The sequence below is a fragment of the Cellulomonas sp. ATA003 genome, from assembly GCF_031582905.1.
In the GTDB taxonomy this organism is placed as follows: Bacteria; Actinomycetota; Actinomycetes; order Actinomycetales; family Cellulomonadaceae; genus Pengzhenrongella.
The window spans coordinates 731,740-757,027 of record NZ_CP133990.1; the positions used below are offsets into that span (position 1 = coordinate 731,740).

Sequence of the window (25,288 nt, forward strand, 5' to 3'; positions counted from 1 at the left end):
GCCGGCGTCCACGGCCGCCCCCAGGAGGGCGGCGGCGCGTGCCGGGTCCGTCGCGCGGAGCGCCTCGCCCGCCTCGCGGAGCGCGGTGGCGAGGGCGGCGGACCGCACCGGTGCGCCACCGAAGCGCCGGACGACCTCCGTCGGGCCGTGACCGCGGTCCGTCTCGGCGCGGAGCAGCGCCTCGAGCACCGACCGCACGCCGTCCGCCGGGCACGCCGCGAGCACCGCCTCGCCGACGACCGGGACCACCGTCCCGTCGTCGCGCAGCAGCCCCGCCGCACGGGCGCCCTGCAGCGCGTCGGCCACCTCGTCCGGGGACAGCCCCAGGGCGGGGGACAGGACGGCGGGGAGGGCCGAGCCGCCGAGCGCGAGCGCCAGCACGACGCTGCGCCCGGGCGCCCGGGCGGGGCCGAGATCGGCGTCGAGCCGGGCGAGCAGTGCCGGCGGCAGCGGTGTGCCGGACGCCGCCGTCACCCGCTCGGTCGACCCGCCGCTCAGCACGAGCTCGACGAGCCGGGGCTGCCCCGCCGTCAGGTGCGTCAGGTGGTCGACCAGCGACGACGGCGGGGTGCGCCCGAGCCGATGCGTCGCGAGCGCCGCCACCCCGGACCGGTCCAGCGGACCGAGCTCGACCACCGCGGCGCGGGCGTCGGCCTCGTGGACGAGGTCGTCCAGCCCGGTGGGTCGCGGCCACGGCCGCGTCGCCAGGACGAGCCGCCCGGTGGGGTCGTCGGCCCGGTCGGTCAACCACGCGAGGACGTCGGCGGGCAGGAGGTGCGCGTCGTCGACCAGCACCGGTCGGTCGCCGGCCTGCTGCAGGTCGGCGAGGCGGACTCCCGCCCGCCCCCGCACGGTCACCACCGTCGTCCCGGTCGAGCGGTAGGCCGCTCGCAGGGCGATCAGCGCGGCGGACTTGCCGGTCCCGCCGGGCCCGCACACCACGAGCAGCAGCGGGGCGTCGGGGGCGTCCGTCACCCACGTCAGGGTCCGCCGGAGCACCGGGTGGGCGCAGACCGGGTCGGTGGCGCCCGGCGTGGACGGCGGCGACGGCGTCGTCGGTCGACCGGGATCGACCGCCGTGGGTGCCAGCCCGGCGTGGCCACTCACGGCGGCCCCGGACGGCGCCGGTCGCTGGTCGTTGCCCACCGTCGTGGTCATCCGCCGACCGCTCCCGTCCGCGGACGCTCGTCGGTCACCTCGTGCGCCGGCCGCCGGGACGCGTCGTCGGCCGCGGACGCGTCGTCGGAGACGGCGACCGCGAGCACCCCGAGGGCGACGACGCCCAGGCCGGCCACCGCGGTGGCCGGGCGCCGTCGGCCGCGGCGGCTGCCCGGCGCGCGCCGGCGGCTGTGGCGCGGCTCGTCGCTGTCCGCCGCCCCGGCGCGGTGTCGCGCCCGGCGGCTCGCGCTGGGCTGGGCGGTGGTGCCGGGCGGCGTCGCGGCTGCGCCCAGGGCTGCCGCCTCGGCGTCCCCGGGCAGGGCCGTGATCGGGGCGTCGAACCGCTGCGCGACGAGCTCGGTCAGCAGCGGCAGTGCCGCGGGCCGCCCGGTGAGCAGGACGGCGTCGACACCGGCCGGGACGAGCGCCGCCACGGCGGCCGCAGCGCCACCGGCGGTGCGGGTGCCACGTGGTCGCAGTCGTGCGTCCAGGTCGGCGGGCACGACGCGCACGTCACGCGGGCCCTCCGGTGCGGGGTACCGGACCACCGCCGCGGCGCCGTCGAGGAGTGCGTCCGCCGCGCGCCGGCACGCCTGCCGCAGCGCTGCGGCGGAGTCCCGGTCCAGCCGCGGGGCGTCGTCGGCCTCGCCGGCGCCGGCCACGCGGCGTACGTGCCCGAGCACGGCGTCGTCGAGGTCGGCGGCGCCGAGATCCGCCAGGAGGCGGGGGGCGCCCACCAGCACGGGTCCGTCCCCGGACGCTGCACCACGGGCGGCGACGGGCGCGGCCACCGGCACGGCGACGACGGCGACCGACGTGTGCTCCTCGCGGACGTCCAGGACGGCGACGTGAGCCGGTCCGGGCAGGCGCAGCCGCCCGGACGCGACGGCGTGCCGGACGATCGCGCATGCGTCCGCGACGAGGGAGAACGGCGGCAGGTGGCGGTCCGCGAGGGCGCCGGCGAGGAGGTCGGTGCGGTAGGGGCCCCACTCCGCGGGGTGGCTGACCACGACGGCGTCGGGGCGTGCACCCCGGGTCCGGGTCGCGGCGCGGGTGCACTGCTCGACCAGGTCGGCGAGCTCGACGTGCGGGGAGTCCGGCCGCCGTGCTGGAGGTCCAGGCCCCCCACGCGTTCGAGCAGGTCGGGGAGCGCGTCGTGCGACGGGGCGTCCGCGTCGGGGGCAGGGGGTCGGCGACGGGGGCTGCAGAGGCGTCGAGGTGCCCGGGTGGTGCCGGCACGACGCCGGGGCGGGTCCCGTCGGTGCGCTCGGGGACGGGCTGGGTGCCGGGATCGCCGAACGCCAGGACGGGGCGGGTGCCGGCGAGGTCGACGCCGAGCGTGAACCCCATGCTGGCCCTCCCCCTGAGCAGACCACCTCGGTTGCGACGTCGCGGCCGGGTGCGGCGCCCATGATGCCCCGGCGGGCACGCTCACGACCAGCCGGTTCGTCCCTTTCACCCGGTTCGGTCACCTGCCGCATCCCCTAACGGCACGCCGGAAGTGGGGGAGGTCCCCGATACCCCCGGCGATGGCGGTCCCTAGCGTCCCTGGGTGGGCAGCACGCCCGACATCACCGCGAGAGGGATCGACATGCCGCACGTAGCCAGCACGCTCCTCGACTTCATCCTCGGCCTGCTCCGCGACCCGGAGGCCGCTCAGGCGTTCTCCGACGACCCCCAGGGCGCCCTCGAGGACGCCGGCCTGGGAGACATCACGTCCGCCGACCTCGACGACGTCATCCCGGTCGTCCTCGACCAGTCGCCGGTGAGCATGGACCGCGCGTACGACACCGGAGGGAACACCGCCTCGGCGACGCTGAGCGGCTCGGGCGGCAGCTCCGGCGGCGGCGGGACGGTCAGCGCGGCCCCCGCCGTGGCGGCACCGGTGGCGGCTGCCCCGGCCGCGGTCGCCCCGGCGACGTCGACCGGGGGCGGGGACGACGTCGTCCCGCAGCTGCAGAACCTCATCACCACCTACACCTACAACTCCACGGTCATCGACGACCGCGACACCATCGTCGATGCCTCGGTGAACCAGAACATCTGGGCCGAGGGTGACGTGGACCAGATGTTCGACATCCACCCCGTGGTGTCCAACGGCGGCATCGCCGCCGGCGGCGACGTCAGCGGCCCCGCGGTCGTCGGGACCGGCAACGTGCTGGGTGAGGGCAACGTCGTCGGCAACACCGACAGCTCCGACCACAGCGACAACTCCGACAGCTCGGACAACTCCGACAACAGCGACAACTCGGTGCACGACAGCTCGGACAACAGCGACAACTCCGACAACAGCGACAACTCGGTGGTCGACAACTCCGACAACTCCGACAACTCCGTCCGCGACTCCTCGGACAACTCCGACAACTCGGTGGTCGACAACAGCGACAACTCGGACAACTCGGTCGTCGACAACTCCGACAACAGCGACAACTCCGATAACTCGGACAACAGCGACAACTCCGTGGTCGACAACTCGATCGTCGACAACTCGGACAACAGCGACAACTCTGACAACAGAGACAACTCGGACAACAGCGACAACTCCGTGGTCGACAACTCGATCGTCGACAACTCGGACAACAGCGACAACTCCGTGGTCGACAACTCCCTCGTCGACAACTCCGACAACTCCGACAACTCGGTGGCCGACAGCTCCGACAACTCGGACAACTCGGTGGTCGACAACTCTGACAACTCGGACAACTCGGTGGTGGACAGCTCCGACAACTCCGACAACTCGGTGGTCGACAACTCTGACAACTCGGACAACTCGGTGGCCGACAGCTCGGACAACTCCGACAACTCGGTGGTCGACAACTCGGTCGTCGACAACAGCGACAACTCCGACGACGACGGCTACGACGACGTCGTCATCGACGACAACAGCGACAACAGCGACAACTCGGACAACTCCGACAACTCGGTCGACCTGGACGCGCAGGTCCCGGTCGGTGAGGATGAGCCGCTGATCTGAGGCCGCACCGGCCGCACGGTTCGCACGACCGGTCCCGCACCACCCCGCCCGGGGGTGTTGCGGGACCGGCCTGTGCAGTGCGTTACTCGGGTCCGACACACCGGGAGCTGCACGTGGAACCTCTTGCCGACCTGCTCGACCGCGCCGCCGACGTGACGGCGGACGCCGGACGACCCGACCTGCTCGCACGGCTGGACGCCGCCCGGCGCCGCCTGCGCGACCCGCACGTACGCGTCCTCGTGGTCGGCGAGTTCAAGCAGGGCAAGAGCCAGCTGGTCAACGCGCTGGTCAACGCGCCCGTCTGCCCGGTCGACGACGACGTCGCGACGTCGGTCCCCACCGTCGTGGCCCACGGCGAGACGCCGTCGGCCACCCTCGTCCTGGCGCCGCCGGACGCCCCCGAGGACCCCGGCACGCCGACGGCCCCGGCGACCCGGGTCGAGGTCCCGCTGGAGTCGTTACCCGAGCACGTGTCCGAGCTCGGGAACCCCGGGAACGCGCGCCGGCTCGCGTACGCCGAGGTGACGCTGCCGCGGCGGCTGCTCGCGGACGGGCTCGTGCTCGTCGACACCCCGGGGGTGGGGGGTCTGGGGTCGACGCACGCGGCGAACACGATGGCGGCGCTGCCGAGCGCGGACGCCGTGCTGCTGGTCTCGGACGCCGCGCAGGAGTACTCCGAGCCCGAGCTGGAGTTCCTCGACCAGGCGATGCGGCTGTGCCCCAACGTCGCGTGCGTGCTGACCAAGATCGACCTGTACCCCCACTGGCGCCAGGTCGCGGAGCTCGACCGCGGCCACCTGGCGGCGGCCGGGGCACGTGTGCGGCTGATGCCGGTGTCGTCCACGCTCCGCCTGCACGCCGCGCGCACGAAGGACGCCGAGCTGCACGAGGAGTCGGGGTTCGGCGACCTCGTGCGCCACCTGCGTGACGACGTCGTCGGCCACGCCGGCACGCTGGCGCGGCGGTCCACCACGCACGACGTCCTCGCGGTGACCGACCACCTGCTGATGTCGGCGCGCGCGGAGCTCGGTGCGCTCCAGGATCCGGCGGGCAGCACGGCGATGATCGAGGACCTCGTCGCCGCGCGCGAGGCCACCGGTGAGCTGCGTCGCCGCTCGGCACGGTGGCAGCAGACCCTCGGCGACGGCGTCGCCGACCTCGCCGCCGACATCGACTACGACCTGCGGGACCGGCTGCGCAAGATCACCCGCGAGGCCGAGGAGGCCATCGACACCGCCGATCCCGGCATGGTCTGGGAGGACTTCGACGACTGGCTCGTGCAGCGGATCGCCTCGGCCGTCGCAGCGAACTTCGTGTGGGCCCACGAGCGCGCGCAGTGGCTCGCCAAGCAGGTCGGCGAGCACTTCGACCGGCAGGGCGACGTCGCGCTGCCCGAGCTCGTGCACGGCGACAGCCAGGAGGCGCTGGACCTCGTCGCACGGCTCGAGCGCGTCGAGGTCGAGCGGGTCGGACCGACGCAGAAGGCGCTGATCGCCCTGCGGGGGTCCTACGGCGGGATCCTCATGTTCGGCATGGTGACGCTGGTCGCCTTCGGCATGTCGATCATCAACCCGTTCTCCGTGGGCATCGGCGTGATCATGGGCGGCAAGGCGTATCGGGACGACAAGAAGGCGCGCGTCAAGCGACGTCAGGCGGAGGCCAAGGCGGCGGTCCGGCGCCACGTCGACGAGGTCGTGTTCCAGGTGGGCAAGGACTCCAAGGACCGGCTGCGCGCCATGCAGCGGGTCCTGCGTGACCACTTCACGACCACCGCCGAGGAGCTGTACCGCTCGCTCGACGACTCGGTGCGCACGGCACGCGAGGCGGCGAGCGCGGGCGAGGCGGACCGGTCCGGCCGCGTCGCCGCTGCCCGCGCGGCGGTCGCCCGGATCGAGGACGTCCGCGCCGCCGCGCTGCGGTTGGGCGAGCACCGGGTCGAGCCCGTCGGGGTCCCGGCGTGACCCCGAGCCGGACGGCGGGGAGGTCCACGACCTGGTGCGCCGCGCCCAGAGGGCGTACGCGGAGGTCCCGGACGCCGTCGCCGCGCTCGAGCGCGAGGTGGAGCGGATGGACGCGCCGCTCCAGGTGGCGCTCGCAGGGAAGCTCAAGGCGGGCAAGTCGACCCTGCTCAACGCGCTGCTCGGCGTGGAGCTCGCGGCGAGCGACCACGCCGAGTGCACCCGGGTGCTCACCTGGTACCGGTGGGCCGCCACGCCCGCGGTGACCGTGCACCCCGTCCGGGGTGAGCCGTGGTCGAGCCCTCCGCGGCGCGGACCGCAGGGCCTCCAGATCGACCTCCGGGGACGCAGCGCCGCGGACGTGGATCGCATCGAGGTGGCGTGGCCCGCGCCCGGGCTGGTCCGGACCACGCTCGTGGACACCCCCGGGCTGGACTCGCTGTCCCGTGACGTCTCCGAGCGCACCCGGGAGTTCCTGACCCGCGCCGACGCGGAGTCCGCCGTCGACGCCGTCGTCTACCTCATGCGCCACCTGCACGCCACGGACGTGCGGTTCCTCGAGTCCTTCGGGGCCGGACGGTCCGGGCGTGGTGCCGCGCCCGGCACCGTCGCCGTCCTCTCCCGCGCGGACGAGGTCGGCGTCGGCCGGATCGACGCGATGATCGCCGCCGGACGGGTCGCGGAGCGGTACCGCAGTGACCCCGCCCTGCGGCCGGTGTGCCAGACGGTGGTCCCGGTCGCCGGCCTCCTCGGGCTCACCGGTCAGACCCTGCGGGAGGAGGAGGTCGCCGACCTGCGCGCGCTGGCCGCGCTCGACCGGTCGGTGACCGACGGGCTCATGCTCTCGGTGGACCGCTTCCGCCGGCCGTCCCTGGGACTGCCCGTGGCCGCCCCGGCGCGCGCCGGCCTCCTCGCGCGGTTCGGGCTCTTCGGCGTCCGGCTCGCACTGACCCTGCTGCGCAACCGTGGCCTGCCCGCGGCCGCACTGGCCGCCGAGCTCGAGCGTCGCAGCGGGCTCACCGAGCTGCGCCGCGTGCTGGACGCCCAGCTCACCGCCCGGCGCGACACGCTGCGGGCACAGGGGGCGCTGCGCACGCTGACCCGCCTCCTGGCCGAGCACCCCGTGCCGGACGCGCGCGCCCTGGCCGCCGACTGCGAGCGCCTCACGCTCGCCGCGCACGGCGCGCGGGAGCTCGACGGGCTCGGCATGCTGCGCAGCCAGGGGCTGGACCTCGCACCGGACGTCCTGGTCGCCGCCGAGCGGCTGCTCGGCGCCCAGGGGGACCGGCCGACCGACCGGCTGGGCCTCCCGCCGGACACCACCCCGGGGAGGTCGCGCAGGCGGCGCGGCGGGCCAGGGACGAGTGGCTCGACCGAGGTGCCGACCCCTGGCGGACCGCGACACGCGGCGCACGTGCCGGCTGGTGGTGCGCACGTGCGAGGTGCTCCTCGACGAGGTCAGCGGCGCACGGCCCGTGCCCGCCTGAGCCAGCGGGTCGCCCCGGGCGCAAACATCGCGACGCCGGCCGCGAGCACGAGCGCCGCGTGCGCGACGAGCGCGAGGCGTGCCGGGTCGGCGGTCAGCGTCCGCGCCGGGTCGGCGACCAGGTCCTGCACCGCGATCGCGACCACGACCCCCACCGCCCCGGCCAGCACGAGGGCGGGCCGCGCCCAGGTCCGGCCCGTGCGCAGCACGAGGGCGAGGACGACGAGCACGACGGCGACCACGGCCACCGCACCGGCCCCGGCGAGGAACGCGTACCGGGCGCTCTGCTCGACGACGTCGGCGGCGACCGACGGGTCCTGCTCGACGGCGACCGCGGCGAGGCGCGCTCGGACGCCCACCTGCTCCTGCCACAGGACGACCACGGCGCTCGCGGCGGCGACGGCGGCGGCCAGCCACAGCGCGACGGACGCGACCAGAGGGGCGGGCGGGCCGCCCACGTCGAGGGCCGCTGCGAACCCCTGCCCGCCGAGGTCCGGCCGTGCCGGTGCGGCCGGTCGCCGGTCCACGCGCCGGACCCGCGGCGCGTCGTCCCCGCGCCCGCCCACGTCGGCCTCCGGTGTCATGGCGTGACCGTACCGGGCGTGCGGTCGGCGTCCCCGGCATGCGCCACGGAGTGGTCCGACGGCGCCGTCGGCAGCGGCGGCGTCAGCCGCCGACCGTGTCGTCCCCCGCGGCGCCCTGCGCGCGCCGGACGAGCAGGTCGCGGTACTCGGTGACCGTCACCTCGCCGACGACGTCGGTGCGCGGCGGGGACAGCAGGGACCGGACGCGGTCCTCGGTGACGAGCAGCCAGTCGGACCGGTCGCGGACCAACGTCGCCGTGGCGCCGGCACCCTCCTGCGTGGCAGGCGTGGCAGGCGTGGCAGGCGTGGCGGGCATGGCAGGCGTGGCAGGCGTGGCAGGCGTGGCAGGCGTGGCAGGCGTGGCAGGCATGGCGGGCATGGTGAGCGTGGCGAGGGCGGCGGCGAGCGTGGCGTCGTCGTCGGTGGCCGCGTGCGTCACCTCACCGTCGCCGGCCGGGTCCTGCCAGGCCGTGACCGTGCCGCCCGGGGTGCGCGGGTCGCCCGTGGTGGCGACCCACTCGGCGGCGCGGTGCAGGGGCTCCGCGCCCGGGTCGCCGTCGACCCACCGCGGGTTCCACACCCACACCTCGTGCGCCGGTCCGGTCGCGCCCGCGGTCCGCAGCACGCGGTCGACCTCGGTCTGCGACGGCGGCGCGAGCGGCGTGGGCCCGCCGGGTCGAGGTGCGGGCGCGCACGCCGCGACGACGGCCCCGGCCGCGACGGCGACCGCGGTGACCGTGAGCAGGGCACGGCTCGCCGCGAGCGCGGCGATGCGGGCGTCGTCGGTCCGGTCGTGGCGCGTCATGCCCCGATCGTCGCGTGCCGCGCGGTGGCCCACAAGGCTCGCCACCCGGACGAGACCGGACCGCGCATCGGCGCTCAGAGCCGGCCGGCCGCCTTGAGGGCGAGGTAGGCGTCGGCGAGCCGCGGGGCGAGGTCGTCCGGCAGGGCGTCGACGACCTCCGCGCCGCGCTGGCGCAGGCGCACCCCGACGGCGGACCGCTCGAGCTGGGCGCGCTCGGCCGCGGCGGCGTCGAACACCTCCGACGCGCTGCCCCGGCCGGTCCGCAGGGCGTCGGACTCGGGGTCACGCACGGAGGCGAGGACGACGGTGTGGTCGCCGGCGAGACGGCCGATGACCCCGAGCAGACCCGACTGCACCGTCGCCGGCTCCAGGGCGGACAGCAGCACGACGAGCGACCGCTGCGACAGCCGTGCCCGGACCTCCCGGACGACGCCGGGCCAGTCGGTCTCGACGAGTGCGGGCTCGATCGGGGCCAGCGCGTCGGCCAGGGCCGGCATGAGGCGTGGGCCCTGCGCCCCGGCGACCCTGGCCCGCACCCGACGGTCGAACGCCACGAGCTCGACCCGGTCACCCGCCCGGCCGGCGAGCGCCCCCAGCAGCAGGGCGGCCTCGATCGACGCGTCCAGACGCGGTGCGTCGCCGATCCGGGCGGCCGACGTGCGGGAGGTGTCCACCACGAGCAGGACGCGCCGGTCCCGCTCCGGCCGCCACGTGCGGACGACGACCTCGGACCGACGTGCGGTGGCGCGCCAGTCGATGGACCGGACGTCGTCGCCGATGACGTACTCGCGCAGGGAGTCGAACTCGGTGCCCTGGCCGCGGACCTGCACGGCGGCGCGGCCGTCCATCTCGCGCAGTCGCGCGAGGCGGCTGGGCAGGTGGCGGCGGGACGCGAACTCCGGCAGCACCCGCAGCACGGCCGGGACGGGGATCGACACCTGCCGCGCGGCGAGCCCGAGCGGTCCGAACGAGCGGATCGTCACGAGGTCGGCGTGCCGGTCCCCGCGGCGGGTCGGGACCAGGGCGGTGACGACCCGCCGCGACTCGCCCGGCGGCAGGTCGACCGCGTGCCGGTTGGCCTGGGCGCCGGCGGAGGGCTGCCAGGCGTCGCGCACCAGGGCGCGCAGGCGTCGCGTGCTCGTGTTCGTCACGGTGAGCACGGACCGGGTCTGCTCGGTGAGCCGGACCGACCCGGGCAGCACCCGGGAGACCGCCACGAGCCGCGGCGACGCGGCCAGGCCGGCGTCGACCCCGCACAGGACGACGACGAGCAGCGCCCACAGCAGCACGGCCCCCGGCACCGGCACGAGCAGCACCGGCAGCAGGCCGGCCGCGGCGAGCGCCACGGCACGCCAGGTCAGCGCCATGTCGGTCCCTCGCCCAGCGCGGTCAGCGGGGACCGGCACGGCGGCGAGCACGGTGTCGAGCACGCTCTCCGTCGTGACGCCCTCGAGCTCGGCCTCGGCGCGCAGCTGGACGCGGTGCCGCAGCGTCGGGTGCGCCAGCGCCTTGATGTCGTCCGGGGTGACGTACCCGCGTCCGGACAGCCACGCCCAGGCGCGGGCCGTCGCGAGCAGCGCGGTGGCACCGCGCGGGGACACCCCGAGCGACAGCGACGGGGACTGACGGGTCGCCCGGCACACGTCGACGGCGTACCCCAGGACCTCGCGCGCGATCTGCACCCGGGCGACCTCCGCACGGGCCGCCGCGAGCACGTCGGCGCCCGCGACCGGCCGGACGCCCGCGGCGTGCAGGTCACGCGGGTCGAACCCGGCGGCGTGGCGCGCGAGGACCTCGACCTCCTGCTCGCGCTCGGGCAGCGGGAGCACGAGCTTGAGCAGGAAGCGGTCGAGCTGTGCCTCGGGCAGCGCGTAGGTGCCCTCGTACTCGACCGGGTTCTGGGTGGCGATGACGAGGAACGGGTCCGGCAGCGGCCGCGGGATGCCGTCCACGCTGACCTGCCGCTCCTCCATCGCCTCGAGCAGGGACGCCTGGGTCTTGGGGGGCGTGCGGTTGATCTCGTCCGCGAGGAGCAGGTTGGTGAACACCGGGCCCTCGCGGAAGGAGAACTCGGCGGTCCGGGCGTCGTACACCAGCGACCCGGTGACGTCACCGGGCATGAGGTCCGGCGTGAACTGCACGCGCTTGGTGTCCAGGTCCAGCGCCGCGGACAGCGTGCGCACCAGCAGGGTCTTGGCCACCCCGGGCACGCCCTCGAGCAGCACGTGACCGCGGCACAGCAGCGCGATCACGAGCCCGGTGACGGCGGCGTCCTGCCCGACGACGGCCTTGGCCACCTCGGCGCGGACGAGCCCGAGCCGGTCGCGCAGCTCGGCGGACGGCGACGGGGCGGTCGCCGCGACGGCGGCGACCGCGGCCGACGGGGCCGTGGGCTCCGCGGTGGCGCCGGCCGGCGACGGCGGGGCGGGATCCCGCGGGGCGGGGGCGGGGGCGGGGGCGGCGCCGGTGGGGTGTGCCTCGGTCACGGTCGGTGAACCTCGCTCTCCAGGTCGTCGAGCATGCGTGCGAGCCGGGTCAGGCCGGCGTCGTCGGTCGGGGGCGGTCCGTACAGCAGCCCGGCGACCTCGTCGGAGGGCCGGCCGGTCGCCCGGGCCAGCGCGTCGATGACCGCCGGTGCGCCGGCCGAGCGCGGCAGCCCGAGGCGGGCGGCGGCGCGGCTCGCGGTGCCGGCGCGCAGGGCGGCGGACGCGTGACCGAAGGCGCGGGCCCGACGGTACAGGCGCCCCCGGCCACGGGTGGTCTCCGCCGCGCGCACCGTGACCGGCAGCGGCTCGGTGACCAGTCGGCCCAGGCGGCGTCCGCGCCAGACGGCGGCGACCAGCGCGACGAGCAGCGCCTGGAGCGCGAGGACGGCCGCCCACGGGGGGACGAGGTCCGACAGGGCCGGCGCGGCGGGGCCGGTGAGCTCGCCGAAGTCGTCGAACGAGGGCACGTACCAGACCAGCCGGTCGTCGCGCCCCAGCAGGCGCAGGGTGAGGGCGGCGTTGCCGTCCTCGGCGAGGCGGTCGTTGGTGAGCAGGGACGAGTCGGCGAGTGCGGTGACGCGGCGGTCGCCGTCGTCGACGACGAGGAGCGCACCCTCGTCCGGCTGGTCGGCGGGGTAGCAGACGGTGGCGGCGTCGGTCAGCGCCCGGTAGCCGCCGCCACCGACCGATACCGCCCCGGCGGCCTGGGCGTCCGGGTCCTCGCACGACGCGTCCCGCAGGCCGGGCTCGGCCGCCTGGGCGACCACCTCGGCGGCCTCGGTCGCGGCGAACAGCATGGACGGGTCCGGCTGCAGCAGGACGAGGTCGTTGGGCACCGCGGCGAGCGCCTCGACCTGGTCGAACGTGAGCAGGGCCGAGCCGGTGACCAGGAGCGTGCCACCGCGTCCGGCGGCCGCGAGGGCGTCGGCGCTGCGGCGGACGTACTCGATCTCGACGCCCTCGCGCTCGAGGACCTGCGCGAGCGCCCGGGCCCCGGTCGGCTGGGGGTTGTCGGGTGCGAGCGCGGTCGTCGAGCGCGGCGGCTCGGGCAGCGCGGCGGCCAGGCCGACGAGGATGACGAGCAGCAGGACACCGAGCGGCCACCGCCACCGGGTCCAGCGGCGGCGGGCACGCTGGCCGGTGGTGGTGCCGTCGCCGACGACGGGTGCACCGCGTCCATCACCGCCGGATGGCGCGCCGCCGGGTGACGCGCCGCCCGGCCCGGCCGTCGACGCGCCCGGTCGCAGGCCGGCCGCGGCGCTCACGACCCGCTCCCGACGCTCGCCGCGCGGTCCGTGCCGGGGCGGGTGGCCGCGATCTCGCTGTCCAGTCCTCGCAGCCACGCGTCCACCGCCGCGTCCACGGTGACGTGGCCGTAGCAGACGTCGTCGAAGACCCGGGCCGCACGGGCCAGCTCACCGGTGCGCGCGGGCAGCCGGGCACCGGCTGCGTCGGCGGCCTCGTGCGCGGTGCGGCCGGGGCGCTCGTCGAGCAGGGCGCGCTCCTCGAGCGCGCGCACGATCGCCCGGAAGCGGTCGAGCACCGCCGCGGACCAGTCGCCGCGCGCGGCGGCGGCGTCGGCGGCGGCCCGCAGGTCGTCCGCGCTGCGCGTGTCGTCACCGAGCACGACGACGGACTGCCGGGTGCGCCGGGAGGCGCGGACCGGACCGGCGACCCACAGCGCGACCGCGACGGCGAGCCCGAGCACGACCACGACGACCGACCCCACCAGGGCCGGGGACAGCCCGAAGCCGGGCACCGCGCCGTCGAACAGCGAGAAGAACCACTCGAGGAACCGGTCGAGCAGGCTCGGCCCCTCGTGGTAGATCGGGTCGGCCAGCTCCTCGGTCGCCCACCGCCGCGCGGTCTCGGCGTCCGGGACGACGGGCACGTCGGTCCGCATGCGCCGGACCTACGCCTCGCCCGCCGCGCGGGCGAGCTCGACGTCGAGCCCCTCCTTGCGCATCCGGACGTCGACGTAGAGCAGCGCGAGCACCGCGGCCATGAACGACGTCGTCAGGGTGTACGCGATGATGTTCGCGATCGACGTGACGGCGATGCCCCCGAAGGACGTGAGCAGCGGGTCGTCGAGCACGAAGCCCGCGACGGTCGCGGCGGGCGTCACGATGATCGAGGTGACGACGGTGACCATGATCGTCGTCAGCAGGTAGATGCCGAGCAGCCGCCAGAACGTGCCACGCGTCAGCCGCCAGCCGCGGCGGATCGCCGTCCACACCGCGGTGCCCTCGAGCACGAGCGACGCCGGGATCAGCAGGATCCGGACCGCGAACCACGCGGTGGCGGCCAGCAGTGCGAGCCCGCCGAGGAGGGCGACCGCGGCCATCGCTCCCCACGACTCGGTCGAGGCGAGCAGCGCCAGGAGCGCGCCCCACCCCGCCCACGCGGCGATCACGAGCAGCGTGGTGACGAACGAGAACACGACCAGCAGCAGGACCCGCCGCCACGCCTGCGACCACACCTCGCCGACCGAGATCTTCTGCCCGATGACCGACCGGCTCACGGACACGATGAGCAGGCCGGTCAGGACGGTCACCGAGATCGACACCAGGGGCGTCGTCGCCGCGGCGGCCAGCGTGGGCGCGAACGTCTCGGCCAGGCCGAACTCACCGGTCGGGTCGACCGTCGATGCGAACCGGGACAGCTCGCCGACGAGCAGGCCCGTCACGTACCACTGGAGGACCGCCTGGATCGCGACCGTGATCGCGACCACGACGGCGCTGAGCCCGAACATCACGCGCGGGTTGGCCCGGATCGCCCGGAAGGCGCCGTCGAGGATCTCGCCGAGGCCCAGCGGGCGCAGCGGGATGATGCCCGGCCGCGGCGCCGGCGGTGCGTAGCCGTACGGCGGCCGTCCACCGGCAGCGCCGGGGTACCCGCCCGGCGGCGGCGGGGGACCGGCCGGTCCGGGCAGCGGTGGCGCCGAGCCCGGGCCGTACCCGGGCGGCCCCGCGGTCGGCGAGGTGTACCCCGGACCCCAGCCGCCCGGCGGCACGGGGGCGGGACGGGCGCGGCCGACGACCCCGACGCGACCGGCGGGCCCGCCGGCGTGGCGGCGTCGGGCCCGGAGCCGGAGGGGCTCGCGGGCGAGGACCAGCCCGGGGTCGTCGGATCGCTGGGCGTCGTCATGGGCGGCTGCTCCCTCGATGGCGGCCCGGGGACCGCGCGGTGGCGCGGGTGGGCACAGGTCGGCACGGGTCGGCACGGGTGCCGCCGAGCGCGTCACCGCCCCCGGCGCGGTCATCCTTCCACGCCCACCGCGTGCGCCGGCCGGTCGCCGCGCGGGACCCGTGCACCGTCGCCGACCCGGCGGATCGGCGACCGGTGCCGGGTGGTCCCGGCCGGCCCCGACCGGCCACCGGCAGCCGGGCGGACCGGCCGCTCGAGCGTTTCGCCCGTCCGTGCGACCGGTGCGGGCGCGGAGGGTGACACGATGGGGTCATGAAGGGTCGTGTGCTGGTGGTCGACGACGACGTCGCTCTCGCCGAGATGATCGGGATCGTGCTGCGCTCGGAGGGGTTCGAGCCGGTGATCTGCGCCCACGGCGACGAGGCGCTGGGCATGTTCCGCTCCGTGCAGCCGGACCTGGTGCTGCTCGACCTCATGCTCCCGGGCAAGGACGGCACCGAGGTGTGCCGCCTCATCCGCGCGGAGTCCGGCGTCCCCATCGTCATGCTCACCGCCAAGAGCGACACGGTCGACGTCGTCCTGGGCCTGGAGTCGGGGGCCGACGACTACGTCTCCAAGCCGTTCAAGCCCAAGGAGCTCGTCGCGCGGGTGCGGGCCCGGCTGCGGCGCAGCGACGAGCCCACGCCCGAGCACCTGACCATCGGCGACCTGGAGATCGACGTCACCGGTCACCGCGTCACCCGCGACGGCGTGGCGATCCCGCTCACCCCGCTCGAGTTCGACCTGCTCGTCGCCCTGGCCCGCAAGCCCTGGCAGGTGTTCACCCGCGAGGTGCTCCTGGAGAAGGTCTGGGGCTACCGGCACGCCGCCGACACGCGGCTGGTCAACGTCCACGTGCAGCGGCTGCGCTCCAAGATCGAGGCCGACCCCGAGCGACCCGAGATCGTCGTGACCGTGCGCGGCGTCGGGTACAGGGCGGGCGCGACGGCGCGGTGAAGCGGTTCTGGCGGCACACCCGCGTCCGCCTGCTCGTCCTCTCGCGCCGGACGCTGCGCCGGTGGCGGACCTCGCTGCAGGTCCGGGTCATCACCTCGACGCTCGCGATCGGTTTGATGACGATGCTGGTCGTGGGCGGGTTCTTGTCCGACTCCATCCGCGACGGCCTGTTCGAGCAGCGGCTCGAGGAGGTGCTCAACGAGAGCTCCCGCTCGACCCGGCAGGCGCAGGACAACTTCGACGCCGCGCCGGCGAACGCCCAGCTGCAGCTGCTGTTCTTCGACCTCGTACGCGCGCTGCAGGTCGGTGGCGCGGCGCAGCGCGACGTCATCCTCCAGCAGCCCCTCGGGCAGGGACCAGGGCTCGTGCAGCCGGTCGCGTCGGACGACCTCCGGGTGCCGCTGATCACCACCGACCTGCGCGAGGCGGTGGGCGAGGGGGACGGGCAGCGGTGGCAGTCGGTCGCGATCCCCACCGCGGGCGGCACGGAGCCGGGCGTCATGGTCGGCTCGCAGGTCGAGCTGCCCGGCACCGGTCGGTACGAGCTGTACTTCCTGTACTCCTTCGACGCGGAGCAGCAGACCCTGCGCTTCGTGCAGGGCGTCCTCGCGGCCGGCGCGGTCGCGCTCGTCGCGCTGCTCGGGGCCATGACGTGGTTGGTGACGCGGCAGACGGTGAGCCCCGTGCGCAGCGCCGCCCGGGTCGCCGAGCGACTCGCCGACGGCCACCTCACCGAGCGGATGACCGTCCGCGGGCAGGACGAGATGGCCACGCTCGCGCGGTCGTTCAACGAGATGGCCGAGTCGCTGCAGGAGCAGATCCGGCGCATGGAGGAGCTCTCCACGCTGCAGCGACGGTTCGTCTCCGACGTGTCGCACGAGCTGCGCACCCCGCTGACCACCATCCGGATGGCGGGGAGGTGCTCCACGCCGTGCGCGAGGAGTTCCCGCCCGCCGCCAAGCGCTCCGCCGAGCTCCTCACCCAGCAGCTCGACCGGTTCGAGGACCTGCTGGCCGACCTGCTGGAGATCAGCCGCTTCGACGCGGGCGCCGCGATGCTGGACGCGGAGCGGCGCGACGTGCGCGACGTCGTCGCGGCCGCCGTCGAGCAGGCGATGCCCCTCGCGCAGTCCAAGGGCACCTGGCTGCGGGTCCACCTCCCCGAGGCGCCGTGCACCGCCGACGTCGACCCGCGGCGGGTCGAGCGCATCCTGCGCAACCTCCTGGTCAACGCCGTGGAGCACGCCGAGGGCAGTGCGGTCGAGGTCACCGCCGCCGCGGACACGCACGCCGTCGCGGTCGTCGTGCGGGACAGCGGGGTGGGCATGACCACCGAGGAGGCCGCGCACGTCTTCGACCGGTTCTGGCGCGCCGACCCGGCCCGGGCCCGGACCACCGGCGGCACCGGTCTCGGGCTGGCGATCTCGCTCGAGGACGCGCACCTGCACGGCGGCTGGCTGGAGGCGTGGGGGCGCCCCGGCCAGGGGCGAGCTTCCGCCTGACGCTGCCGCGCCGGGCCGGGATCGTGCTGACCGCGTCGCCGCTGCCGCTCGCCCCTCCCCGGGAGGAGAGCGCCGAGACCGAGCCCGCCGCGTCCGCGGAGCGGTCCACCGCCGACCCCGCCTCGGTCCCCGACCTCGACCACCTGGACGTCCGATGACCCGCCACCGCCGACGCCCCCGGCCCCGCGCGGCCGCCGTGGCGCTCGCGGCCGTCGTGGCCCTCGTGCTCGGGGGTGCGTGTCGATCCCGTCGCGGGGTCCGGTCGAGGTCGGTGACGGCCGCATCGACGAGCCCGGCACGGTGTTCCCGCTCGCCTACAGCCCGCCCGCCGACGCCGAGCCGGTGCCCCTCGTGCAGGGCTTCCTCGCTGCGGCCGCCGCCGGCCTCGGGGACAGCTACGTCGTCGCACGCCAGTACCTCACCTTCGCGGCGCGCACCGAGTGGGTGCCGGACGAGGGCGTCGTCGTCTACTCCAGCGCCGGCGCGCCGGAGTTCCGCGCGTCGCAGGACGGCACCCAGGTCAGCGTGAGCCTGCCGGTCGTGGCGACCGTCGACGCTGACGGCCGGTACTGGGAGAGCCCGCCGGGGGCCCAGCAGGACGCCGTCTTCGACCTGGCGCGGGACCCGTCCGGGCAGTGGCGCATCACCGCGCTCGACAACGGCGTGCTCATGTCCGAGCCGGTCTTCGAGTCGGTCTACCGGGCCGCGCCGCTGTACTTCCTGACCCCCGAGCTCGACGAGCTCGTGCCCGAGGTCCGCTGGTTCCCGGCCCGGAACACCGCGACCTACGCGGTGCGCGAGCTGCTCGAGGGCCCGTCCCCCTGGTTGCGGGACGCGGTGCGCACGGCGTTCCCCGAGGGCACGCAGCTCGCGGTGGAGTCGGTCCCGGTGGACGCCGACGGCACCGCGACCGTGGACCTCACCGCCGCGGTCGCCGCGGCCGACGGGCGTGACCGGGCGCTGCTCAAGGCGCAGCTCGAGGAAGTCCTCCAGCTGCCCAGGATCCGGGACGTCGAGGTCACGATCGCGGGTCTGCCCATGGTCGAGCCCGCCCCCGCGGACCTCGAGCGGGACCCGTCCCCGGGGTCGGACCTGCGCGTGCTCGCCGACGGCCGAGTCCAGGTGGTCGACGGCGACGACCTCGTCCCCGCCGAGGACGTCGGTGTGCTCGGCCTCGCGGACCCGCGCGGGCTGGCGTGGTCGGCCGACGGCGCGCCCACGGTGCTGCTCGACGGCCCGGACACCCTGCTCCTGGCACCCGAGCCCGGCGGGGCACCGCGGGTGCTGCTCACCGGTCCGGCGCTGGTCGAGCCGTCGGTGGACCCGGCCGACTGGGTGTGGTCGGGTCGCTCGGTGTCCGACGGGCAGCTCGCAGCGCTGCGCGCCGACGGGACCACGGTCGACGTCGTCGCGGGCTGGCTCGACGACCGCGTCGTGCGGTCGCTGCAGGTGGCCCGGGACGGCACCCGGATCGCGGTGGTCTCCGTCGGCGCCGACGGCGTGACGGTCGACGTCGCCGGGGTCGTGCGGGACGACTCCGGAACCCCCAGCGGCTGGGGGACCGGCTGCGGGTCGGGGCCCGGCTCCTCGACGCGACCGACGTGGTGTGGGCGGACGAGTCGACCCTCGTCGTGCTCGGTACGAGCGGCACGATGACCGGCCCCACCGCGCACCTCGTGCCCGTCTCCGGCGAGACGCAGGCGATGCCGTCGCTCGACGGCGTCGTCGGCGTGGCCGCGGGGCGCGGGGAGCGGGCGGTGTACGCGGTGACGCGCGCGGGATCGCTGTGGAGCCTGCGGGGCACGTCGTGGGTCGACTCGGTGGACGGCGTCCGGTCGCCGGCGTTCCCGGGGTAGGGCGCCGGCGTCCCTGCGGACGGGGCGTCCGTCGTCCACGCCGATGCGGGCGCCGGCGCCGGCGAGGGCGGTCGCGGGGCGCCGGCGGGTCGGCGACAGGTCGCCGACCCCGGGCGTCCGTCGCCCCGGTCCGTCCCCGGTGGTGCGGCGCGGGCCCGCTCGCGGGGGATCGCGGGCGTTAGGCACCGAGCATGACCACCGACCCACGGACCACCCGGCACCCGGCGGCCCCGGCACCGACCACCGCGCCGGCGGGCCACCGTCCGGTCGTGCGCGCGATCCGGGACCTCGCCGGGCTCGTGGTCCCGGTGGAGTGCGCCGGCTGCGGCGAGCTCGACGTCGCCCTGTGCGACGACTGCCGGGCGCGGCTGGCCGGTCCGACGTGGCGGTGCGAGGCGGCGGCGCCGCGCCTGGACCGGGTCGGGCGCGCGGCGCTCCCGGTGTGGACGCTCGCGGCGTACTCCGGTCCGGTCCGCGAGCTCGTGGTCGCGTGGAAGGACCGCGGCCGGGTCGACCTCACCCCGACGCTCGCGGGAGCGCTCGCGGCCGCGGGGCGGGACGTCGCCCTGGTGCTGCGGGCGGCCGGGGCCGCCACGACCGGCGCCGGGCCGCTGCCCGTGGTGCCCGTGCCGTCGTCCCCCGCGGCCCGGCGTCGTCGCGGCACCGACCTCGTCGGGGCGCTCGCGGCCGGTCTCGCGTGCGGTCTGACCGACGCGGGTGTCCCCGCCGTCGCGGCGCCGGTCCTGGCACAGCGTCGCGGCGCCCGCGACCAGGTCGGGCTGACCGCGCGCGCCCGCCGCAGCAACGTCGGCGAGCGGATCCGCTGGCGGCGGCGCGTGCCACTGCCCCCACCGGGGCATCCCGTGCTCCTGGTCGACGACGTCCTGACCACGGGCGCGACGCTCGCCGCCTGCGACGAGGCGATCCGGGCCGCGGGCGCGTGCGTCGTGGGCGCGGTGACGCTCGCGGCGACGCCACCACCGGACCTTGGTCGCGTGGAGGACCTGCGGCGGCAGGGTTACGGTGGGCCGAGAGCCGGGTGACCCGCTCGGCGGCGTCCCGGCCTGTGCCCGGACGCCCGACGGGCGCCGTGGCTCGGCAGGCAGGGGAGGGAGGTGGTGCGGTCCGACCGCCCCGCGGGGTGGGTCAGCACGTGCACCGGGCGGGCCAGCCCCGCCCATCGAACGATCCGGAGGTCCCCATGGACATTGTCGTCGTCGGCCGGCACGCCGAGCTCCCCGAGAAGTTCCGTCGTCATGTGGAGGAGAAGCTCGCCAAGGTCGAGCAGCTCGCGCCCCACGCGCAGCGCATCGACGTCGAGGTGACCCACGAGAACAACCCGCGCGTCGCCGCCACCCGCGAGCGCGTGGAGCTGACGGTCGTGGACAGCGGGCCCGTCGTGCGGGCCGAGGCCATGGCCGACGACCGGTACGCCGCGCTCGACCTGGCGACCGGCCGTCTGCTGGAGCGGCTGCGCCGCACCCGGGACCGGCGCAAGGACCACCGCAACAACACGGTGCTCGCCCCCGTCGACGTGCGCCCACCGGCGCCGGTCGACCAGACGCCGCCCGCGCCCCCGGCGCCCGGTGAGGCGGTCGAGCACGTGCTCGGCGACTCGCCGGTCGTCATCCGGGAGAAGACCCACGAGGCCCACCCGATGACCGTGGACGACGCCCTCTACGAGATGGAGCTGGTCGGTCACGACTTCTACCTGTTCATCGACGCCGAGACCGCGCAGCCGTCCGTCGCCTACCGGCGTCACGGCTGGTCGTACGGCGTGATCAAGCTCGACACGCCCGTGGTCCGTGCGTCCGCCGCCGCCGACGACGGAGCGCGCGCCGCCGTCTGACGAGCGCGGCATGTGGGTGCGGGGCGGGAGGATGGGCGCATGCCCTCCTCCCGCCCCGTCGACGTCCTGACCCTCGCGCAGGCCCGCCGGGTCGCGCTCGCCGCCCAGGGGCTCGACCGGGGCCGGCCCGCGCCCGGCACCCGGATCACGATGCGCCACCTCGAGGCCGTCGTCGGGCGCCTGGGCCTGCTGCAGATCGACTCGGTCAACGTGCTCGCCCGGGCGCACCTCGTCCCGCTGTACTCGCGCCTCGGTCCGTACGACGTCGGCCTGCTGGACCGGGCGGCGGGCGTCGCCCCGCGCCGGCTCGTCGAGTACTGGGCGCACGTCGCCTCCTACGTCCCGCCCACCACCTACCGGCTCCTCGAGTGGCGGCAGCGCCGCTACCGCACCGAGGCGTGGGGGTCGATCAGCGGGGTCGCGCTCACCCACTCCGGGGTCGTCTCGGAGATCCGCGAGCTCATCGCCGAGCGCGGACCCCTCACCGCCAGCGAGGTGCACGAGCGGTACGCCGTCGAGCACCCGCGCACCCGCACCGACTGGGGCTGGAACTGGACCGTCGCCAAGCGCGCCCTGGAGTTCCTGTTCTTCACCGGCGAGGTGACGTCGGCGCGCCGCAACGCCGCGTTCGAGCGCCTCTACGACCTCACCGACCGCGTCCTGCCGCCCGAGGTGCTCGCGGCGCCCGCCGTCCCCGAGGACGATGCCGTGCGCGCCCTGGTCGAGATCTCCGCCCGCGCGCACGGGATCGGCACGATGCGATGCCTGGCCGACTACTTCCGCCTGCGGCAGGCGCCCACCCGGCGCGCGGTCGACGATCTCGTGGAGGAGGGCGTGCTGCTGCCGGTCACGGTGCGCGGATGGGACCGCCCGGCGTTCCTGCACGCCGACGCGCGCCGCCCACGCGGCTCGGCGGCGCGCACCCTGCTCAGCCCGTTCGACCCGCTGGTCTTCGAGCGCCGGCGGCTCGAGGAGCTGTTCGGGATGCACTACCGGATCGAGATCTACGTGCCGGCCGCCCAGCGGCAGCACGGCTACTACGTGCTGCCGTTCCTGCTCGGGGAGCACCTCGTCGCGCGCGTCGACCTCAAGGCCGACCGCGCCGCCCGCGTGCTGCGCGTGCTCGCCGCGCACCCCGAGGCGGACGCCCCGCCCGCCACGGTCCCCGCCCTCGCGGCCGAGCTGCGGGAGATGGCCACCTGGCTCGGGCTCGACGACGTCGTCGTCGAGCCCGAGCGGGGCGACCTCGCCGCGCCGCTCGCGCAGGCGCTGCGGGGGCCCGCCGTCCCGATGCTGCCGGCCGTCCCCCGGACGAGGCTCGGGCCGGGCAGGGCCTCGCCTAGAATGGCGTGCATCTGTCGACGCGGTGTGGCACGGACGGGTGCGCGCACGTCGAACCAGGTGCTGTTGGGTCCGTCCGGCCGCCCGGTCGCGGACGAGTGAAGACCATGGGAGTCATGCGTGCCTGCGATCCTCGAGAAGGTCCTGCGCTTCGGTGAGGGACGGATCGTCAAGAAGCTGTCCGGACTCGCCGACCAGGTGAACGCGCTGGAGGACGACTTCACGGCGCTGTCGGACACCGAGCTGCGCGAGGAGACCGACCGCTTCAAGGCGCGCCTCGCCGAGGGGGAGACCCTCGACGACCTGCTGCCCGAGGCGTTCGCGGCCGTCCGTGAGGCGGCCCGGCGGACGCTGGGCCAGCGGCACTTCGACGTGCAGCTCATGGGTGGTGCCGCCCTGCACCTGGGCAACATCGCCGAGATGAAGACCGGTGAGGGCAAGACGCTCGTCGCGACCGCGCCCGCGTACCTCAACGCGCTCGCCGGCAAGGGCGTGCACGTCGTCACGGTCAACGACTACCTCGCGAGCTACCAGGCCGAGCTCATGGGCCGCGTCTACCGGTTCCTCGGCCTGACCAGCGGCGTCATCCTGTCCGGGCAGACGCCGGCGCAGCGCCGCGAGCAGTACGCGTGCGACATCACCTACGGCACCAACAACGAGTTCGGGTTCGACTACCTGCGCGACAACATGGCGTGGTCCACCGAGGAGCTCGTCCAGCGCGGCCACAACTTCGCCATCGTCGACGAGGTCGACTCGATCCTCATCGACGAGGCCCGGACGCCGCTGATCATCTCCGGGCCCGCGTCCGGCGACACCAACCGCTGGTACGCCGAGTTCGCCAAGGTCGCCCGCCGGCTGCAGGCCGACCGCGACTACGAGGTGGACGAGAAGAAGCGCACCGTCGGGGTGCTCGAGGCCGGGATCGAGCGGGTCGAGGACTACCTCGGCATCGACAACCTCTACGAGTCGCTCAACACCCCGCTGATCGGGTTCCTCAACAACGCCATCAAGGCCAAGGAGCTGTTCAAGCGCGACAAGGACTACGTCGTGATGAACGGCGAGGTTCTCATCGTCGACGAGCACACCGGCCGCATCCTGGCCGGGCGCCGCTACAACGAGGGCATGCACCAGGCGATCGAGGCGAAGGAGGGTGTGGCCATCAAGGCCGAGAACCAGACCCTCGCGACGATCACGCTGCAGAACTACTTCCGCCTGTACGACAAGCTCGCCGGGATGACCGGTACGGCCGAGACCGAGGCGGCCGAGTTCAACGGCACCTACAAGCTCGGCGTCGTGCCGATCCCGACGAACCGCACGATGCAGCGCATCGACCAGGGCGACCTCGTCTACAAGGCGGAGGACGGCAAGTTCGACGCCGTCGTCGCCGACATCGTCGAGCGTCACGCCGCCGGTCAGCCCGTCCTCGTCGGCACCACGAGCGTGGAGAAGAGCGAGCTGCTCTCCGCCAAGCTCAAGAAGCAGGGCGTCCCGCACGAGGTGCTCAACGCCAAGCAGCACGCGCGGGAGGCGTCGATCGTGGCGCAGGCCGGCCGCAAGGGCGCGGTCACCGTGGCGACCAACATGGCCGGCCGCGGGACCGACATCATGCTCGGTGGCAACGCCGAGTTCATGGCGATCGCCGACCTCGCCGCGCGCGGGCTGAACCCGGCCGAGACGCCCGAGGAGTACGAGGCCGCGTGGCCGTCGGCGCTGGAGAAGGCGCACGAGGCGGTCAAGGCGGAGCACGAGGAGGTCGTCGAGCTCGGCGGGCTGTACGTGCTCGGCACCGAGCGGCACGAGTCGCGGCGCATCGACAACCAGCTGCGCGGCCGGTCCGGACGTCAGGGCGACCCGGGCGAGTCCCGGTTCTACCTGTCGCTGCAGGACGACCTCATGCGGCTGTTCAACTCCCAGATGGCCGAGTCCCTGATGACCCGGGCCGGGTTCCCCGACGACCTGCCGCTGGAGTCCAAGATCGTCACGCGCGGCATCGCCAGCGCGCAGTCGCAGGTGGAGTCTCGCAACTTCGAGATCCGCAAGAACGTCCTGAAGTACGACGACGTCCTGTCCCGGCAGCGGTCGGTCATCTACGCCGAGCGCCGCCGCGTGCTCGAGGGCGAGGACATGGCCGAGCAGATCCAGCACTTCATGACCGACGTCATCACCGCGTACGTGACGGCGGCGACGTCCGAGGGCTCGCCGGAGATGTGGGACCTCGAGGCGCTGTGGACCGCGCTGAAGGCCGTCTACCCCGTCTCCATCACGGTTGAGGAGGTCGTCGAGGACGCGGGCGGCCCGACCCGCGTCTCGAGCGAGCGGCTCCTCGCCGAGCTCCTCAGCGACGCCCGGCACGCCTACGCCGACCGCGAGGAGCAGATCGGCGCGCCGAACATGCGCCAGCTCGAGCGGCGCGTCGTGCTCAGCGTTCTCGACCGCAAGTGGCGCGAGCACCTGTACGAGATGGACTACCTCAAGGAGGGCATCGGCCTGCGGGCGATGGCGCAGCGCGACCCGCTCATCGAGTACCAGCGCGAGGGCTTCCAGCTCTTCGGGGCGATGACCGAGGCCATCAAGGAGGAGTCGGTCGGGTTCCTGTTCAACCTCGAGGTCAAGGTCGCCGAGCCTCCCGCCGGGCCGACGATCACCGCGGCCTCCGCGGCGCAGGCCGCCACCGGTGCGGGCGCCGCCGCGGCCCGGCCCCGTCCGGGCACGGACGCGGGGACCGACGGCTCCGCCGGCGAGGGTGCTGCCACCGCGGACGGTTCGACCGACGCGGTGCCCGCGCCGACCGGCACGCTCATCGCCAAGGGCCTCGACGGCCCCGACCGCAGCGCGCCGCTGCAGTACACGGCGCCGACGGTCGACGGTGACGCCGGGGTGCGCACCGTGACCGCGCGGGACGGTGCGTCGGAGCCCGCCGACGGCGAGGGCGGTGCGGGCAACCGCGAGGACCGTCGTCGGGCCGAGCGCCAGGCGCGCAAGCGCGGCTGACGCCGTGCGCAGGCGCGGCTGACGCCGCGCGCAGGCGCAGCACGTGCGACGGGCCCCGGCGATCGCCGGGGCCCGTCGCACGTCCGCCCGCCCTCACCGACCGCGGTGGCGCATCCTCGCCGGACGGACGGACGGACGGACGGTCGTGGCCGTGGT

At 75.5% G+C, this 25,288-nt stretch carries 17 protein-coding genes and 2 pseudogenes; 12 read left to right on the forward strand and 7 right to left on the reverse strand.

The window, feature by feature from the left end; all coding sequences use genetic code 11:
- Positions 1 to 1,154: 1,154 nt before the first annotated feature.
- The gene (locus tag REH70_RS03690; protein ID WP_310752358.1) at positions 1,155 to 2,168 is read right to left on the reverse strand and encodes a hypothetical protein; all 1,014 of its coding nucleotides are present in this window, start codon (positions 2,166 to 2,168) and stop codon (positions 1,155 to 1,157) included.
- 542 nt (positions 2,169 to 2,710) lie between these two features.
- Here REH70_RS03690 and REH70_RS03695 point away from each other — a divergent pair.
- The 3 genes from REH70_RS03695 (at position 2,711) to REH70_RS03705 (ending at position 8,167) form a co-directional block, all read left to right on the forward strand.
- The gene (locus REH70_RS03695) at positions 2,711 to 4,132 is read left to right on the forward strand and encodes an IniB N-terminal domain-containing protein (RefSeq protein ID WP_310752360.1); all 1,422 of its coding nucleotides are present in this window, start codon (positions 2,711 to 2,713) and stop codon (positions 4,130 to 4,132) included.
- A gap of 113 nt (positions 4,133 to 4,245) precedes the next feature.
- The gene (locus REH70_RS03700; protein WP_310752362.1) at positions 4,246 to 6,093 is read left to right on the forward strand and encodes a dynamin family protein; all 1,848 of its coding nucleotides are present in this window, start codon (positions 4,246 to 4,248) and stop codon (positions 6,091 to 6,093) included.
- A 34-nt stretch (positions 6,094 to 6,127) separates the two neighbouring features.
- The gene (locus REH70_RS03705) at positions 6,128 to 8,167 is read left to right on the forward strand and encodes a dynamin family protein (RefSeq protein WP_310752364.1); all 2,040 of its coding nucleotides are present in this window, start codon (positions 6,128 to 6,130) and stop codon (positions 8,165 to 8,167) included.
- Positions 8,168 to 8,242: 75 nt separating this feature from the next.
- On the opposite strand, the gene REH70_RS03710 is transcribed toward REH70_RS03705, so the two are convergent.
- The 6 genes and pseudogenes from REH70_RS03710 to REH70_RS03735 all read right to left on the reverse strand — a co-directional run bounded on the left by REH70_RS03710 (position 8,243) and on the right by REH70_RS03735 (position 14,713).
- A complete protein-coding gene (locus REH70_RS03710; protein WP_310752366.1) occupies positions 8,243 to 8,965 on the reverse strand; it encodes a hypothetical protein in 723 nt (240 codons plus the stop codon).
- Positions 8,966 to 9,039: 74 nt separating this feature from the next.
- The gene (locus REH70_RS03715) at positions 9,040 to 10,332 is read right to left on the reverse strand and encodes a DUF58 domain-containing protein (protein ID WP_310754129.1); all 1,293 of its coding nucleotides are present in this window, start codon (positions 10,330 to 10,332) and stop codon (positions 9,040 to 9,042) included.
- A 27-nt stretch (positions 10,333 to 10,359) separates the two neighbouring features.
- Positions 10,360 to 11,451 (reverse strand): annotated as a pseudogene (locus REH70_RS03720) (AAA family ATPase); the annotation flags it as partial.
- The gene (locus tag REH70_RS03725) at positions 11,448 to 12,716 is read right to left on the reverse strand and encodes a DUF4350 domain-containing protein (protein ID WP_310752368.1); all 1,269 of its coding nucleotides are present in this window, start codon (positions 12,714 to 12,716) and stop codon (positions 11,448 to 11,450) included. The pseudogene REH70_RS03720 and the gene REH70_RS03725, both read right to left, overlap by 4 nt.
- The gene (locus REH70_RS03730; RefSeq protein WP_310752370.1) at positions 12,713 to 13,354 is read right to left on the reverse strand and encodes a DUF4129 domain-containing protein; all 642 of its coding nucleotides are present in this window, start codon (positions 13,352 to 13,354) and stop codon (positions 12,713 to 12,715) included. The genes REH70_RS03725 and REH70_RS03730 overlap by 4 nt, the downstream gene beginning before the upstream one ends.
- A gap of 9 nt (positions 13,355 to 13,363) precedes the next feature.
- Positions 13,364 to 14,713: a glycerophosphoryl diester phosphodiesterase membrane domain-containing protein gene (locus REH70_RS03735; RefSeq protein ID WP_310752371.1), complete on the reverse strand. Its 1,350-nt coding sequence runs from the start codon at positions 14,711 to 14,713 to the stop codon at positions 13,364 to 13,366.
- Between the two features lie 197 nt (positions 14,714 to 14,910).
- Between REH70_RS03735 and mtrA the strand changes: the two genes are divergently transcribed.
- The 9 genes and pseudogenes from mtrA (at position 14,911) to secA (ending at position 25,132) form a co-directional block, all read left to right on the forward strand.
- On the forward strand, positions 14,911 to 15,594 hold the full coding sequence (gene mtrA, locus REH70_RS03740; protein ID WP_310752373.1) for an MtrAB system response regulator MtrA: 684 nt from the start codon (positions 14,911 to 14,913) through the stop codon (positions 15,592 to 15,594).
- Positions 15,591 to 16,922, forward strand: coding sequence for a HAMP domain-containing protein (locus tag REH70_RS03745; RefSeq protein WP_310752375.1), 1,332 nt, complete (start codon positions 15,591 to 15,593; stop codon positions 16,920 to 16,922). Before mtrA ends, REH70_RS03745 begins: the two co-directional genes overlap by 4 nt.
- A complete protein-coding gene (locus REH70_RS03750; protein ID WP_310752378.1) occupies positions 16,829 to 17,095 on the forward strand; it encodes a sensor histidine kinase in 267 nt (88 codons plus the stop codon). The genes REH70_RS03745 and REH70_RS03750 overlap by 94 nt, the downstream gene beginning before the upstream one ends.
- Positions 17,059 to 17,253: a hypothetical protein gene (locus REH70_RS03755; protein ID WP_310754496.1), complete on the forward strand. Its 195-nt coding sequence runs from the start codon at positions 17,059 to 17,061 to the stop codon at positions 17,251 to 17,253. Before REH70_RS03750 ends, REH70_RS03755 begins: the two co-directional genes overlap by 37 nt.
- 511 nt (positions 17,254 to 17,764) lie before the next feature.
- A pseudogene (locus REH70_RS03760) lies at positions 17,765 to 18,951 on the forward strand (LpqB family beta-propeller domain-containing protein).
- 191 nt (positions 18,952 to 19,142) lie between these two features.
- Positions 19,143 to 19,994: a phosphoribosyltransferase family protein gene (locus REH70_RS03765; RefSeq protein WP_310752380.1), complete on the forward strand. Its 852-nt coding sequence runs from the start codon at positions 19,143 to 19,145 to the stop codon at positions 19,992 to 19,994.
- 158 nt (positions 19,995 to 20,152) lie between these two features.
- A complete protein-coding gene (gene hpf, locus REH70_RS03770) occupies positions 20,153 to 20,800 on the forward strand; it encodes a ribosome hibernation-promoting factor, HPF/YfiA family (RefSeq protein ID WP_310752382.1) in 648 nt (215 codons plus the stop codon).
- Positions 20,801 to 20,839: 39 nt separating this feature from the next.
- Positions 20,840 to 22,243: a DNA glycosylase AlkZ-like family protein gene (locus tag REH70_RS03775; protein WP_310752384.1), complete on the forward strand. Its 1,404-nt coding sequence runs from the start codon at positions 20,840 to 20,842 to the stop codon at positions 22,241 to 22,243.
- A gap of 18 nt (positions 22,244 to 22,261) precedes the next feature.
- Positions 22,262 to 25,132, forward strand: a complete 2,871-nt coding sequence (gene secA, locus REH70_RS03780; RefSeq protein ID WP_310752387.1) for a preprotein translocase subunit SecA — start codon at positions 22,262 to 22,264, stop codon at positions 25,130 to 25,132.
- Positions 25,133 to 25,288: the final 156 nt, after the last annotated feature.